Raw genomic sequence first — 15,510 nt, 5'->3', positions numbered from 1 at the left:
ATACTTGGTATAAGATGAATTAAGTTTATATTTAGTATAGCAAGTTTAGGGTCATTTAATGCGAATTATTCTGTTGGGTTTATTAGTCATGGCAAATTTTGTTCATGCGCAAGGATGCATTGTAGGAAATACACCATCACAACCGCGTTATATTTGCTACGATGGCAGAACTCTGGAACTCACTCCCCGAGGTTATGTTTGGAATGCCAAGCGTGGTTGCTTTATCAGCTCAATACCCTGCTGCGAATATAATGCAACTCATTATGCCTTTTACAATGATCCCAGAAAAATAGGCGAAGGTTATGCGCGCTGTCGTCATACCTATCCATTCCGCCTAGGAGAGATGCAAACTCATTGAGGTGGATGGCAAATTAGTCGCGTCAGGCTGTGGCGCGGCACCTGAGTTAACCCCGCTGAAAAATGAAAAGTAACTCGACCCTTGAGGGTTAAGTTCATTCTTTGTCTGATTAATGAGTTGATTAATTTCCATCTGCGTTGAGGTCAAACCATATAATCCTCTTAGCTGACGCACAATCCATAATCGACTTCGTAACTGGCGAAGGTATTTTAATGGTGCGGCCTCCGCCTCGGAGGACTGACCATTCACATCTCGTTTTAATTGCTCTAACTCCTGTGGAAAGTCAGGATGAGACTTTCTCACATCAATCCACTCCCTAATACAGTCAATGGCCATATTCTTTTTATATTTCAGACAAAACTGATGCGCCTCACCAATATCTCTTAAATTCTGTTGCAAATCAGTATAAGAGGTTGTGGCTGCGATGTTCGTTTTAAACGGGTTTGCAAAAACATAGTGTTTGATTTCGTGATCTAATCCTGCGCGATTAAATGTCTCTGTCTTTTGTGCCCCATTTTCTAACAAATGCCTCATCACAAATCGCATATCAACACTCACATTGCTTTCCACATCAGGGGCAAATGCATTAACTTGATCCAAAGCGACATCCAAAGGTGTTTTGCCTTCTTTATTTTTTACATTAATAAATTGACCAAACATGCGTATGGATTCTTCATAACGATACTCACCCAATTTAATCGCGGCATGTAACGGCGTATCTCCCTCTGCAAAGCCGTTTTCAGCACATAGGGTATGAAATCGCGCTAATGTTTGTGTGATTTGCGGTTCTAATGCATCATTGGTGGGAATAATTTCACGCAGGAGTTCATCATTTTCCTCATCACTCATACTAATAACAAAATCACGAAATTCTTTGATTGAAAATAATACGGCTCGTAAATGTGCAAGTCGAGTAACCATAGCTTGGGTTATTAAAGCAATATGGGCACGATCAGCTGAATCTTGAATATTGGCACATTCATTTAAAGTCGTTTCAATTAACGTTCTTGGAATAGAACAATGTTTAAAAAAGGTTTTCCACTTTGAACGAATAAATGCAGGAGTTGTTGCCAAGCGTGAAAAAGCAGATATTTCGGCAAAATTATGGTATTCCTTATTATCAAAAGGATTGGCTACATAACCAAATTTTGTAGGCCAATACGAATTGGCTGAGCGCTTCAAATTTGGAAATGATAATAAGTCTTCCGCAAAAATATCAAAGGCACTAGGACCATGAAATAAATGAAATGGCCTGCGAGTGTGGAATCCCATAATACTATCCACAAACATCAAATCATGGTCGATTTTAAAAAACTCAACTTGAGGCTTTCCTTCTTTTTCTACCAGATAAAAACCAAAATTCCCTTTATGCAAATCATCCTCCTCCATAGTATAAGAGGTTGCCAGGATACTTGCCAAAGAATCATAATCAATAGTTAACTGCCCCGCTTTTTCTGCTTTAAGCAATTGGGCATAAAAACCCTGCGGTAATTTGTCTAAGAAATATATAGGAATCTTTGCCAGATCTGAAATCCGATGCTTCGTGGTTTTACAATTAGAGTGAGGATTATTTAAGGTATAGAATGCATGTTCTAAGCCCTCTTTGTTCTCAACAGCATAACAAAGATGCTGAACCGCCACCCCAACAACTTGATTCTCATCGTCCACAACGAGTCGCTGTGAAGGCGTTAAATCAGGAGATAAAAATAATTTTGCAAGCTGGCTGAAACTTACTTCTAAGCGAGAAAAAGAAGCAATGCCATATTTATTTTTTTTATATATGATTTTTTGATTATCAAGTCTATGTAGGGCACTAAGATACGCCTCATGCCCAGAATGAGAAGGAAGACCTAAAATAATATCTTTAATGTTATAAAAAGCAGCACCCATTAAAAACCATTCCCGACAGCATGATTTGTTCAATATTAATACAGTGTTTAAAAAAAACAACTACCCTTGCTAATAATTTATCAAATCAGAAAATAAATATAATAATTCATAATAGATACGTCATCTCGACACAATGACGTGCTTTTTAGCAGCCCTAACCACTTATAGGCTATATGGCGGCAATACTAAGGGGTATTGAGTAATATCTCAACTACTTCTATCTTAATAATCACATTTTTTCTAAAACTTCATGTAAATATTTTACTGGTTCAATCACCATGGAACCATTCTGTTGTTTTGGAGCATTAGCAAAAGGAACAATCGCACGCTTAAAACCATGCTTGGCGGCTTCTCTTAACCGCTCTTGGCCACTTTGCACAGGCCTAATCTCACCGGCTAAGCCAACCTCACCAAAAATAATAGTTTCGCTATCAAAAACACGATTACGTAAACTGGAAACTACTGCAGCCAGCAAGGCTAAATCAGAGCCCGTTTCTGTAACTTTAACGCCCCCTACTACGTTGATAAAAATATCCTGATCATAAGTTGCAATTCCACCATGACGATGCAAAACAGCAAGCAAAATGGCCAAACGGTTATGCTCAAGACCGACAGTGACTCGCTTGGATTGTTGGCCATGCGCCTCATCAACCAATGCTTGCACTTCAACAAGCATAGGACGAGATCCTTCCCAAGTAACCATAACAGCACTCCCTGGGGTTGGCTCTGGCTGGCGCGATAAAAAAATAGCAGACGGGTTAGCAACTTCCTTTAACCCTTTGTCAGTCATAGCAAATACACCCAATTCATTGACGGCTCCAAAACGATTTTTAATCGCACGAATCACGCGAAAGCGACTATCACTTTGCCCTTCAAAATATAAAACACTATCAACCATATGCTCTAAAACCCGCGGACCTGCCAAGGCCCCCTCCTTGGTAACATGACCTACTAAAAACACTGCAGTTTGAGTCATTTTGGCAAAGCGTACTAATTGTGCAGCAGACTCACGTACCTGACTAACCCCTCCCGGAGCGGAACTGATACTTTCGGTAAAAATAGTCTGGATGGAATCAATAACAATAATCCTAGGATTTTCTTTTTGCGTATGAGCAATAATTGATTCAACCTGTGTTTCCGCTAAAAGTCTTAGGCCTGCTAAGGGAAGACTTAAACGCTTAGCGCGCATAGCGACTTGTTGCAAAGACTCTTCACCAGTAACGTACAATACGGTTTCTTGCATGGAAAGATTAGCTAAGGTTTGCAACAGTAGGGTTGATTTGCCAATTCCTGGGTCACCCCCAATAAGCACTACCGAACCATAAACAAGACCGCCACCTAAGACACGATTTAGTTCAGATAATCCACAATCCATACGGACTTCTTTATCCATCACCACATCTTCTACAGCCGTAATAACTGAACGCTGATTTACCCAAGAGCCCCCGCGAGCATTGCGGCTGGCAGGAACAACACCTTCTTCAACGACTGAATTCCATGCCCCGCATTGCGTGCATTGTCCAGCCCATTGTTTAAAGACTGCGGCACATTGATTGCATACAAATTGGGTTTTGGTTTTCATAGTGACTGACCTTGATTAATGTGCAGGCATCATAGCTGAACTCTAAAAAAATTCCTACATCTTGGCACCGCACTCAGCGCCAACATTGAGTTTTAATTTAATGATTGAATCCAGAAAACAACTCAATGTATAATTACAACTTTTTGCACAAACAGGGCAAAGTCTATGAGCAAAGACATCCACTTTGAGCAGTCTATAGGGGAATTAGAGGAAATTGTTAGACAGCTGGAAAAAGGGGAATTAACTCTTGAGGACTCGCTAAAACAATTTGAAAAGGGAATCAGCTTAGCCAGACGCTGTCAGGATGTATTACAGCAAGCGGAGCAAAAAATTGAAATGCTAACTACTGCACAATCCTCTGCAGAACCCTTTTCGGATGAAGAATTAAGTGATTAAAACCTATCTCGAACGCCAAGAGCAATTTCTTACGCAGATTACTAAAGAAGTATCGATACCTGCGGAACAAATTTATACAGCAATGACCTATTCTCTATTTCCTGGTGGAAAAAGAATTAGACCCATCCTTGTTTATTTAACCGGTAGTTTAATTAATTTAGACCTCCAGGTTCTTGATGTCATTGCTGCTGCAGTAGAATTAACTCATTGTTATTCTTTAATTCATGATGATTTACCCGCGATGGATAACGATGATTTTCGCCGCGGCAAGCCCAGCTGTCATAAAGCTTTTGATGAAGCTACTGCAATTTTAGTGGGTGATGGAATGCAAGCGCTAGCAATCGAAGTGCTTCTCTCTCATTTATCCCAGCTCCTCCCCCCAGCCCAAGTAATAGCCATCACTCAAGAATTAGTTCGAGCCAGCGGTGTTACAGGAATGGTGAGTGGACAAAGCCTGGATCTATCCGAATTAGGTAAATCGTCGATTAGTGAAGAGCTCCTTTGTGAAATACATCATCTGAAAACTGGCCGACTTATTTCTGCTTGTATTGAAATGGTCTTAGCTGCAGATAATTCTACGACTGAGCAAAGCAAAGCAGCATTAAGATCCTATGCTCGCCACATTGGTCTGGTATTCCAGTTGCAAGATGATTATTTGGATCGTTATGCACCAACAGAACTTTTAGGCAAAGGACGTTCTTCTGATCTAGCTAATGATAAAATTACGTTTGCCTCTTTATATACTCAAGAGAAATTAGAAGCAGAAATAAATAGTCATTATCAAATAGCCTTAGATGAGCTCCAGTTGTTTGGTGATAAAGCAGGTGATTTGATTTCGTTGACGCGCATATTGCAAGCGCGTAGTGATTTAACAAAAGTAGCTGCCGCTGAATAATTGTAGGTTGTGCCTATGGTCCAACATTTAGAAGTAGCGTCCGGAAGCCATGAGCACAGCCAATTCCTTTAGAACATGTCCTTCGGACCAGGGCCAACTAATTACGGCATTATCGGAGCAGCAGTTCGCTTTCCTACATACCCCCGCACTTCCTCAAAATAAGTATGATTATTCCAGTTATTAGTAGCCTCGATGATTTCTTGCTTGTTACGCGCAACAAAATTCCACCATATAAGTATTTCTTCGTTAAACGGTTCTCCCCCAATCAATAATAAACGCGCCTTGTCAGTAATATTAAGTTCTAATTCAGTGCGCCCACAACCAAGATAGAGCAACTTATGCTGATCAATTAAGGTACCTTCTATATTAATCTCACTCTCTAGCGGCAAAATCCCATATTCAAAACCGGGATTCAATGGAAGCTTAGTGTGCACGGGCTTTGTCGCATTAATATCCAATCCAATAAGCGGCGAATAAACTGAAACCGGGGCTTTAACCCCCAATAATTCACCAACCATAAGATCAATAACTAATCCTTCATGTTCGATTACTGGCACCTCGGAATAATGCTTAAAATCAGGCTCCATATGCCGCATTGAATCAGGCAAAGCAATCCATAACTGTACTCCCTGTAATGCTCCTCCCGAATGTATTGACTCTTCTGAATGAGCAATTCCACGCCCTGCTGTCATGAGATTTACTTGTCTGGCTTTGATTAGCTGCCTGGATCCCAAACTATCCTGGTGCAGAATTTCTCCATCCATCATCCAAGTAAATGTTTGCAAGCCAATATGTGGATGCGGTGCAACATCAAACTCATGTCCTTGCTGCAAGCGTAAAGGCCCAAAATGATCGAGAAAACACCACGCCCCTATCATACGACGTTCGCGAGTGGGTAAGGCACGGCTAATTATTAGTTTTTCTCCTAATAAAGCCTGGCGTGTTTTAATCATTTGATGGACTGGTTTTGTGGAAAACACAGGACAATCTTTTGAATCCGATAATTGAGCTTTAATCATGAGATCGCTCATTGGTACTCCTTGAGTAACTCCTCCAGAATTTTTTAAGTTATAGCATAAAGAGAATTAGGTACCAATCAGAACACACCAACTGTACTATAATTATACAATTATGGGCTTGTCTTTTAGGAGCATTGTATGAGAAAGACGGAACTCACTCTAGGCAGTCTGGGTCTAATGCTGTTGCTCACGAACTGTGCCACCACTGATTCAAATGGTTTCGTAATCGACCCCGGAAAAAAAACTTATGTGGTCGCTGATATACCCAGCTATACTGACGAAAACCCAACAACCGCATACTCCTCCCCTTATAAAAACATCAATTATATTAACCCACGCGATCCATTGATGAGGGGAACTATACGTAAAAATGATCCAGGAACGGAACAAATAAGAGAACAAAATCTGGAATCAATACCTAGTGATTATTCGAATGAGTGGTAAGCTATAAGCTACGGTCATTACGGTCAACTCCTTCTGCATAAAGCTGTTTAATTGTAATTGCAGCGACTGCACACAGTATGGCGCTGCAAATGAGGTAAAAGCTAGGAGCCAGTACATTAGCAGAGGACTCTACTAAATAAGTTACAATCAGTGGGGTTAAGCCGCCAAAAAAAGCAAAAGCAATGTTATATGAAATAGCAATGCCCGTATAACGAATGGATGTTGGAAAAAGCTCTGCCAACAAACTTGGATAAACCATAATTGAACTACTTAAAATAGCTAATATGGATAAAGCACTAACCAATGCCTGAGTTGTTTGTATCGATAAAATTGAAAATAAAATATAGCCAAATAAAATGAAACCTATTGCTCCAGTCAATAATACGGCTTTACGTCCAACACGATCCGCAAGCCAGCTAAAAAAGACCAGCAAGCATGAATAGAAAAATAAATTGATTGTATTAAATAGACTCGCCTCTTGTTTGGGATAAGAAAGAATTGTTGAAAGATAGGTAGGCATATATAAAAATAATAAATTGATGACGACTGAGCCAAGGCTGGTGATGCCTACTCCTTGTATTATTTGCCGCCAATAACGTGTTATGGCCTCAATAAAGGGGATTCGTTCTCGCTCCTGCTGCTCCTTAAATACCATAAATAAAGGACTTTCAGTCATTTGTTTGCGAATGTAAAAACTAAATACCCCAAGTAAACCACCAATAATGAATGGAATACGCCAACCAAAAGATAATAATTGTTCTTTTGTTAACAAATTGCTTAGCAGTAAACTAATTGCTGCACCTAAAAATATACCTAAATTGAGGAAACAAAAAATTACTCCACAGGCTAATCCTCGAAAGCGTGGATTTACATGCTCGCAGGTAAAGGTAATTGCTCCAGGAATTTCACCGCCAATGGAAAGGCCCTGTAAAATACGCATCAGCACGAGTAAGACACTAGCCCACACGCCCACATGCTGATAGGTAGGTAAAAGTCCAATAATCACTGTAGGCACCGCCATTAATGCTACAGAAAAAATAAATGTTTTTTTACGGCCATATTTGTCACCGAAATGGCTAAACGCGATTCCCCCTAAAGGGCGAATTAAATAACCAATCGCAAAAATTGCATATATTTTCATTAAGGAAGCCAGTTTGTCCGTTTCAGGAAAAAAAATCTGGCTAATCATCGGTGCAAAAATAACGTAAATGATGAAATCATAGAACTCCAACGCTCCCCCTAAAGAAGCTAAAAATATGATTTTGCGCTCACCCGCATGTAATTTTTGCGTAGACATCGTGACTCCCTTCACCAAAGAATATCATTGAAAATATCATAGCATTTATTACGTTGCATGTTTTTTCATGGGAGAATAATTCTTAGAGCAATAAATTACTGCAGCTTGGCCGCAATAATTTCGAGAGTCTGGTCAACTACTAAAACTTAGGATTAGATTCCAGGAGTAGAGTCCTGTCCCTCATCATCCGGTTCGCTCTCAACATTGGGAGCAGTAATAGAAAAATTATCTAAGATACTAGTCGGTTGAGCAGAAACATCCTGGAAAAATCTACTTTTATTATGGAACGTATTTGAAATTGTTTTTCCGATAAAGAGAATAAAACTAGAGACTGTCGCTAAAAAATCATAAACCACTGTTCTAATACGTACATCACTTTCAATAGCTGCCTTATGTCGCAAACAAACGCTATGTAATTTTTGCTCAAATATAGCCTGATTAGTAAATTGTTGTTGTGGAGACTGTTGGGCATACTCGTTAACCAGCATCTGCAATTTCCCATAGGCAGCGCCTAATTCTTTTGTATAAGGATTATTTTCAGCGGCTAATTGCTGAATTACACCCTGGATGCGTTCTAATTTTTTTTGCGCCAATTGATTCGGATCAAGCAAGTTTTTTAATAGGTAATGATGATAAGCAAGCGTTAAAACATGAAATGCCTGATTTTCACTGCGTAAATCGGACCAAGACAAATCGTGAGCAAATGAATCCAATAACGTTCCAGCATATGGGTGAATTCGAATATCTTTTAATGCTGGAGCAATCATTGCGTCGATATAATCCATATATTTATCAGGTTCCATACCGCGCTTAGCGATTGCATCAGCGTAAATGGCAAAGGACGCGGCAGTCAGCGCTTTTTGATTTTCACTATTCGAGGGCTGTTTTAAGTAGTTTATTAAAGAAACCCTAAATTGTTTCGCCAAGTCATGAAGCATCAACTGATCCAATTTAATTCAACTGATTAAATTATATCAACAATATCTTAAAGCAATATTAACGCTTAGATCTGATAATTTGTGAAATAGGAATTAAGGTCTCAATTCCCTGCTCCGTCTTTCGTTGTTCTCCTTTCCATGCATGTCCATAAACGACCTCATAAGTTAGAGGATAACGCCCGGTATCTGTTTGGAAGGATGTATAATTTTGCTCGAATTTTTTCCACGAATCACGACCAGTTAAACCTTGATTGCGCCCTGAATTAATATTTTTTACACCTTGAGCTTTTAAAGAATGTACCAGTTTAGGCAGAGATTCATAATGAACAGACAGCAACTCCATATCCATAACCGGTTCCAAGAAATGCTCCGCCATAAGGCAATCCCCAACATCATGCATGTCAGGAAATTCATTCACATGCGCAAAATCATTCGCACCAGACCAAGCATGTTTTAATTCTTTGAAGGTATCAGGACCTAAGGTGGTGAACATAAGGCACGCATTGGGCTTCATTACCCGATTCAACTCACGAAAAACAAACTCTAAAGACTCTCCCCAGTGAATTACTTGATTCGCAAAAACCAAATCAAAAGCTCCAGTCGCAAAAGGAAGCTGCTTCATATCAGCACTTACTAATGGCCATTTACGTCGCCAGCTGTGTTTTTTCTGCGCTTGCAATAACATGGAGTGCGCCAAATCCAAACCCACGATCTGCGCTTTAGGATACATCTGTGCTAATTCGCGTGAAAAAATTCCCGTGCCACAACCTAAATCAAGAATGCGCTGGGGAGCCATTTTTAAATAATGGAGCCGCTCTAATAAACGAGTCCCAATTTCATGCTGGACTTTCGCAGCAAGCTCATATTCTGCAGCATGTTGGTTAAATGCCTTGCTAATTTCATGTGTACGAGTCATTATGAGAACCAGGAAAAATTATTCAATATAATATGGAATCCAACACGCGTGCGCCAGAAACTATTCATTGTAACACAGAGTTTACGTTTGCCCTCTATATGCACACTTTGCAGTCAATTTCATAAAAGTAATCATGCGGTCTGTGAGCGTTGTATTGAATTCATGCCTAAATTAGGCCTGACATGTCAGCATTGCGCAACCCCTTTAGCTGATTCCGGCTCGCTAATCTGTGGTGGCTGTATTAAAAACCCCCCGCAATTTACACAGGCATATGTTGCTTATAAGTTTGAAGAACCATTACGTGGATTGCTGCATCAATTTAAATACCATAATGGACTCTATCTTCATTCTTTTTTAAGTCACTTAATGTTGAGCGGCTTACCTAGCAGTAATCTGCCCCAATGCCTCATTCCTGTCCCAATGCATGCGCAAAAAATAAAACAACGAGGGTTCAACCATGCCGCAGTTTTAACACGTGACTTAGCTAAAAAGTTAAATCTTCCCTACGATTTAACCAGTTGTCAAAAAACTCTAAATACAGCACCACAGGCCAGCCTGGATAAAGAACAAAGACAAAAAAATTTACGTAATGCATTCAATAGCAAAAAACTTCCCTTTCAACATATCGCCTTAATTGATGATTTACTTACAACAGGGTCCACCGCCAACGAGCTTGCGTTAACGCTCAAAAAAGCCGGGGTTGAGCAAGTGGATTTATGGTGTTGTGCACGGGCAGTGGTTAATATCAATGCGTAATAACCGTCCTGAATTTTAATTCAAGACAGTTGCTACGTATGAGATATGGCCACAGTCAGTCTTAAATTCGTTGCAAATCATTCATTAACAAATGCACCAACATCACGCAAAACACAATAAATACCAAACGATGCACCAATAGTTCCATCGCAACCGAAATTGACTTGCCACGAATCTTTTCCAGCACCGCATAGACAATGGAACCACCATCCAAACCAGGTATAGGAAATAAATTAACCAAGGCAACAGCCAAGCTTAACGTAGCAATGAAAAACATAAAGACCACAATTCCTTGCGTCAATGAAGCAACAGAAGCAGCAAAAACACTCAAAGGTCCAAGAAGCATTGAAAATGGGATGACTCCAGTAAATAGCTGTTTGAAAATCATTAAGAAGAAATACAACATACTTGCGATTGCTGCATTCGCTTGATGCATTGCTGCGCCCAAAGAGGAAGCTCGCAAGGTGTCGCGGGGTGCAGAAAGATTAGCCTCTATACCCAACTGACTTAACAAATTCAACTTAGTTCCGCGAAAACTTACTTGGCTCAAATTGATAGTCACGTTTTTTAATTCAGTGCCATGGCTTAAAACCATCGGGATATCTTTTTGCCCCCAAAGGATAACCATTTGCATTCCGACATCATTCCAAGTAGGTGTTGCCTTATTCCCAATCGAAATAAATTGATCACCAACCGCAATTCCTGCTTGAGCAGCGATACTATTCGGTTGTACGGTTTTAACTTGTGGCAAGGTATAAGAAAGACCCATGCTGTAAACCAAGACCAATGCAATCCACGCCGTAATAAGATTCGCTACGGCTCCGGCCAATAAAATCGTAATTCGCTGCCAAATAGGCTTTTTATCAAAACATCCAGAATATTCGGCGGGTTCCACCGGGCTAATGCGCGTGTTTTCTAATTGTACATAACCGCCTAAAGGAAACATGGCCCAAACCCATTCACATCCACTACTACTTTGCCAACGCAATAATGGCTTACCAAAGCCAATTGAAATTTTTTTAATTTTAACCTGAAAATAACGAGCAACTAAGGCGTGCCCTGCTTCATGAATGCCTATGACTAAAAGTAAGGTCAGGATTATGGCAATAATAGCCAAAAACATAATTAGCTCCTTCTCCACATTAATTTCAGAATGCCTAGGTATCTTGCCTCACAATAAAAACGCACTCAAGCCTACGTCATTTCGAACCTAGGGGTCTGGATGACAGCGCTCATAGCTGATGTCTATTGCATAGACTAAGTCTTTATTTTGTATTATCAACCACTAATTGTAGTATAGGAGTGCCTCTTCTTCCCATTTCATATCCTTGTCGATACACCTCAAAAACACGATAAGCCTGGTTGGATTCACTATCCACTAACTCTACGTCATCTCCCTGCTCATCAATTAATGTTACTGTTAGGTGAATTTCACGAAAGGCAGCAATATGATAGCGCTCTTTAAAGAGTTGCAAAACGCGTTCTAAACTTTGCGCTGCCTCATCGCCGCTATGTTCGCCTTGAAGGATTATATCCATGACCGTCTCCCCATCAGTTAGCACATATAGTGCAAAAGCATTCTACTGTATGTTAGCGGCTAAATAATTTTGTACTTTAATTTTACAAAACATTTCCTAAATCCCTTTTATCGCAACCCGTTGCCTTTACGAAAAGCAATTAATTGCTGCCATTACAGCAGAATTGTTGCTAAACCCTACAAATTTAGCGACTAATCGTTTACAATCCCCCGATTACTTTAAATATAGACTAATTCATATTTCTATGGTGTTTGTTGCTTGCGGACTCAATCATAAAACTGCTCCAATAAACGTGCGTGAAAAAGTTGCGCTATCTCCGGCTACCCAAGATTCATTGCTTAATAGCTTAATAAGCCTGCCCGAAGTCAGTGAAGCCACGATTTTATCTACCTGTAACCGTACTGAAATTTATTGCGATGCCAAAGACACGCAGGTACTTATTGATTGGTTAGCAGGTGAACATCAATTAGCTCCAGAGGAATTAACCCCTTATTTATATATTCATAAAGGCAAGCAAGCTATAAAACATGCATTGCGAGTTGCTATTGGTTTAGACTCCATGATGATTGGTGAACCCCAAATTCTTGGGCAAATGAAGCAAGCCTATCAACATGCAAATCAACTTGGCTCGATAAAGACTCAATTACTCCCCATTTTTGAATATATTTTTAATGCTTCAAAAAGGATTAGAACCTTAAGTGGTGTCGGTATCAATCCTGTTTCCGTAGCTTATGCGGCGGTTCAACAAATTGGCCAATTTTTTGCAGAATATAAATCATTACGTATTTTATTAATTGGCTCAGGAGATACGGCAGCTCTCGTTGCTAAATATTTACATCAGCAAGGAGTGCACCATTTTCTAGTTGCTAACCGTACTCGGGAAAATGCTGAGAAACTAGCCCAGACTTTTGGAGGCAAAACGATTCCCATCAGCAACCTGGCGCAACATTTGCCCGAAGTTGATGTGGTCATCACGGCAACAGCCTGCCCCATTCCATTTATCAATAAAGATTTAGTTGCTCATGCCTTGCAACAAAAAGCATCCGCCCCCATGTTCTTTTTAGATTTGGCAGTTCCACGTAATATTGAAGCCAATATTACCGAGCTGGCACAGGTGCATTTGTATAATGTTGACGATTTACAAAATAAAATTGAACAAGGCATGGAAGAACGACGCCAGGCAGCCTTGCATGCAGAGCAGTTAATCGACGAAGAGTTAAGTAATTACTTGCGCAAACAACGTTCTCTAAAAGCCAAAAAAGTCATTTGTGATTATCGCTTACAGATGCAGCATCTAGCCCAAAAAGAATTACAACGTGCATTGAAAAAACTGTCTGCAGGACATTGCCAACAGTCGGTTTTAAATGAATTTAGCGAGCGCTTAGTTAATAAATTAACGCATACCCCCACTACCGGCTTAAAACAAATAGCACGTGATGGGCGTGAAGATTTATTTGTTCTAGCGCAATACCTCTTTAATACAACAAATTATCAATCATCATATGAAGAAATCTCTTGAGTTAAAACTGCAGCAAATGCTGGAACGCTTCCAGGAAGTGGAGCGATTATTATCTGAGGCCTCGGTGATTGCAGATCAGAATCAGTTTAAAGCCTTATCCAAAGAATATGCGCAATTAGAACCTGTAGCCACCTGTTACGAAACCTATATTGAGGCACAAAATAATTTGACCTCCCTACAAGAGATGCTGGAGGGGAACGACCAAGAACTTGCGGCAATGGCCGAAGAAGAACTTGATGATGCCAAAAAACAAATTGAAGAATTAGATGAGCAACTGCAATGGCATTTGATTCCTAAAGACCCTGATGATGAGCGTAATATTTACCTTGAAGTACGTGCTGGAACAGGTGGCGATGAAGCAGCAATTTTTGCAGGCGATCTGTATCGCATGTACAGCCGTTATGCCGAGAATCGAGGTTGGCAACTGGAGTTAATCAGTGCCAGTCATGGTGAGCATGGGGGTTACAAAGAAGTTATTGCCCGCATCAGTGGTACTGCAGTTTATTCGCAACTTAAATTCGAGTCAGGGGCTCACCGTGTACAACGAGTTCCAGAAACGGAATCTCAAGGCCGTGTACATACCTCAGCATGTACTGTAGCGGTTATGCCGGAAGTTGATGAAATTGATGAGATTCAAATCAGTCCTGATGATTTACGCATTGATACCTACCGCTCCTCGGGAGCTGGAGGACAGCACGTTAACAAAACCGACTCAGCGATTCGCATCACTCATATTCCAACGGGTGTTGTTGTTGAATGCCAAGATGAACGTTCGCAACATAAAAACCGAGCGAAAGCGATGTCCTTGTTAAAAACACGCCTATTGGATGCGGAACAAAGTAAGCAACGACAAGAGCAGGCACAAACACGTAAATCACTTGTGGGAACGGGAGATCGCTCTGAGCGCATTCGCACCTACAATTACCCCCAAGGCCGTCTGACAGATCACCGCATTAATTTAACCATTTACCAACTTGGTGACGTAATGGAAGGTAATTTATCCCTGGTTATTGATGCATTACAACGTGAGTACCATGCGGAACTGCTCGCAGAGTTGGGACGCAATGATTAGCATACGCGCAGCTTTGGGTAATAACCCTGAGCTCGAGGCCGAGATTTTACTCTGTTACGTCTTGGGTAAAAACAGAGCGTATTTGTTTGCTCACCCTGAAGAATTACTCACTAAAGAGCAATATGAAACCTATCAAAGCTTCTTAGTAAAGCGAGCTCAAGGTATTCCTATTGCCTACATTACCGGTGAGCGTGAATTTTGGTCACTGAATTTAAAGGTTAATACACATACGCTAATCCCGCGCCATGAAACCGAATTATTAGTTGAACTGGCTTTAGAAAAAATACCTCAGGATAGCCAAGCATGGATTCTTGAACTAGGGACAGGAAGTGGCGCAATCGCCATTGCTATTGCGAAAGAAAGGCCAAACTGGAATGTTATTGCTTGTGATTTTAGTCAGGAAGCATTACAAGTCGCCCAAGAAAATGCTCAACGGCATCAAGTGCCAAACCTAAGCTTCCATCATTCAAATTGGTACAGTGCCCTTCCCAAGCGACAATATCATGCCATTATTTCCAACCCACCTTATATTGCCGAGCAAGATCCCCATTTACAAGAAGGCGATTTACGCTTTGAACCACGAAGTGCTTTAGCTAGTGCTCAAGATGGATTAGCTGATCTTCACTTGATTATCGAACAAGGTTATGATTATCTTTTACCTAATGGCCTGATTTTACTCGAACATGGTTATGATCAAAAGTTAAAAGTTAGAGCTATACTTAATGAACTAGGCTACAAAAACGTACAATGCTGGAAAGATTTACAGGGTCATGACAGAGTAAGTGGGGGTTGGCGATAAATGTTGTTGATGATACAACAGTTTTTTGGTATACCTACCGCCTTCTGAAAAGATCCCAAATAAGTAAAAATCGTCTTGATTGGTTTACTAT

The 15,510-nt window shown here is 40.4% G+C and carries 16 protein-coding genes; 8 read left to right on the top strand and 8 right to left on the bottom strand.

What is annotated here, in order from left to right; all coding sequences use genetic code 11:
- Positions 1–58 precede the first annotated feature (58 nt).
- On the top strand, positions 59–358 hold the full coding sequence (locus tag J2N86_RS04445; protein ID WP_252581168.1) for a hypothetical protein: 300 nt from the start codon (positions 59–61) through the stop codon (positions 356–358).
- On the opposite strand, the gene ankK is transcribed toward J2N86_RS04445, so the two are convergent.
- A complete protein-coding gene (gene ankK, locus J2N86_RS04440) occupies positions 335–2,248 on the bottom strand; it encodes a Dot/Icm T4SS effector AnkK/LegA5 (protein ID WP_252581167.1) in 1,914 nt (637 codons plus the stop codon). The two genes, J2N86_RS04445 and ankK, sit on opposite strands and share 24 nt — an antisense overlap.
- Positions 2,249–2,477: 229 nt before the next feature.
- Entirely contained in the window at positions 2,478–3,830 is a 1,353-nt protein-coding gene (gene radA, locus J2N86_RS04435; RefSeq protein ID WP_252581166.1) for a DNA repair protein RadA, read from the bottom strand.
- Between the two features lie 165 nt (positions 3,831–3,995).
- On the opposite strand from radA, the gene J2N86_RS04430 reads away from it, so the two are divergent.
- Both J2N86_RS04430 and J2N86_RS04425 read left to right on the top strand, forming a co-directional pair.
- On the top strand, positions 3,996–4,226 hold the full coding sequence (locus J2N86_RS04430; RefSeq protein WP_058533571.1) for an exodeoxyribonuclease VII small subunit: 231 nt from the start codon (positions 3,996–3,998) through the stop codon (positions 4,224–4,226).
- Positions 4,219–5,121, top strand: coding sequence for a polyprenyl synthetase family protein (locus tag J2N86_RS04425; protein WP_252581165.1), 903 nt, complete (start codon positions 4,219–4,221; stop codon positions 5,119–5,121). The genes J2N86_RS04430 and J2N86_RS04425 overlap by 8 nt, the downstream gene beginning before the upstream one ends.
- 101 nt (positions 5,122–5,222) lie before the next feature.
- Here the strand turns inward: J2N86_RS04425 and J2N86_RS04420 are convergent, their stop codons facing one another.
- Positions 5,223–6,152 (bottom strand): pirin family protein, encoded by a 930-nt coding sequence (locus J2N86_RS04420; protein ID WP_252581164.1) that lies wholly within the window; start codon positions 6,150–6,152, stop codon positions 5,223–5,225.
- 126 nt (positions 6,153–6,278) lie between these two features.
- Between J2N86_RS04420 and J2N86_RS04415 the strand changes: the two genes are divergently transcribed.
- Complete coding sequence (locus tag J2N86_RS04415) at positions 6,279–6,584, top strand: hypothetical protein (protein ID WP_252581163.1); 306 nt, start codon at positions 6,279–6,281, stop codon at positions 6,582–6,584.
- Between the two features lies 1 nt (position 6,585).
- On the opposite strand, the gene J2N86_RS04410 is transcribed toward J2N86_RS04415, so the two are convergent.
- The 3 genes from J2N86_RS04410 to bioC form a co-directional block, all read right to left on the bottom strand.
- On the bottom strand, positions 6,586–7,881 hold the full coding sequence (locus J2N86_RS04410) for an MFS transporter (RefSeq protein ID WP_252581162.1): 1,296 nt from the start codon (positions 7,879–7,881) through the stop codon (positions 6,586–6,588).
- A gap of 152 nt (positions 7,882–8,033) precedes the next feature.
- The gene (locus J2N86_RS04405; protein WP_252581161.1) at positions 8,034–8,819 is read right to left on the bottom strand and encodes a hypothetical protein; all 786 of its coding nucleotides are present in this window, start codon (positions 8,817–8,819) and stop codon (positions 8,034–8,036) included.
- 58 nt (positions 8,820–8,877) lie between these two features.
- The gene (bioC, locus tag J2N86_RS04400) at positions 8,878–9,735 is read right to left on the bottom strand and encodes a malonyl-ACP O-methyltransferase BioC (protein WP_252581160.1); all 858 of its coding nucleotides are present in this window, start codon (positions 9,733–9,735) and stop codon (positions 8,878–8,880) included.
- Between the two features lie 48 nt (positions 9,736–9,783).
- Between bioC and J2N86_RS04395 the strand changes: the two genes are divergently transcribed.
- The gene (locus J2N86_RS04395; RefSeq protein ID WP_407658969.1) at positions 9,784–10,491 is read left to right on the top strand and encodes a ComF family protein; all 708 of its coding nucleotides are present in this window, start codon (positions 9,784–9,786) and stop codon (positions 10,489–10,491) included.
- Between the two features lie 61 nt (positions 10,492–10,552).
- On the opposite strand, the gene J2N86_RS04390 is transcribed toward J2N86_RS04395, so the two are convergent.
- Both J2N86_RS04390 and J2N86_RS04385 read right to left on the bottom strand, forming a co-directional pair.
- Entirely contained in the window at positions 10,553–11,614 is a 1,062-nt protein-coding gene (locus tag J2N86_RS04390; RefSeq protein ID WP_252581159.1) for a M50 family metallopeptidase, read from the bottom strand.
- Positions 11,615–11,756: 142 nt separating this feature from the next.
- Complete coding sequence (locus tag J2N86_RS04385; RefSeq protein WP_252581158.1) at positions 11,757–12,029, bottom strand: hypothetical protein; 273 nt, start codon at positions 12,027–12,029, stop codon at positions 11,757–11,759.
- A 244-nt stretch (positions 12,030–12,273) separates the two neighbouring features.
- On the opposite strand from J2N86_RS04385, the gene hemA reads away from it, so the two are divergent.
- Genes hemA through prmC form a run of 3 tightly spaced genes read left to right on the top strand, consistent with a single transcriptional unit; the run spans position 12,274 to position 15,419 of the window.
- The gene (gene hemA, locus J2N86_RS04380; RefSeq protein WP_252582360.1) at positions 12,274–13,548 is read left to right on the top strand and encodes a glutamyl-tRNA reductase; all 1,275 of its coding nucleotides are present in this window, start codon (positions 12,274–12,276) and stop codon (positions 13,546–13,548) included.
- On the top strand, positions 13,532–14,620 hold the full coding sequence (gene prfA / locus J2N86_RS04375; protein WP_252581157.1) for a peptide chain release factor 1: 1,089 nt from the start codon (positions 13,532–13,534) through the stop codon (positions 14,618–14,620). Before hemA ends, prfA begins: the two co-directional genes overlap by 17 nt.
- Positions 14,613–15,419 carry a peptide chain release factor N(5)-glutamine methyltransferase gene (gene prmC / locus J2N86_RS04370; RefSeq protein ID WP_252581156.1) on the top strand — a complete coding sequence of 269 codons (807 nt, stop codon included), beginning with the start codon at positions 14,613–14,615 and terminating at the stop codon, positions 15,417–15,419. Before prfA ends, prmC begins: the two co-directional genes overlap by 8 nt.
- Positions 15,420–15,510: the final 91 nt, after the last annotated feature.

The sequence above is a fragment of the Legionella lytica genome, assembly GCF_023921225.1.
GTDB lineage: Bacteria > Pseudomonadota > Gammaproteobacteria > Legionellales > Legionellaceae > Legionella > Legionella lytica.
This window is presented reverse-complemented; position numbering and strand designations above follow the sequence as displayed.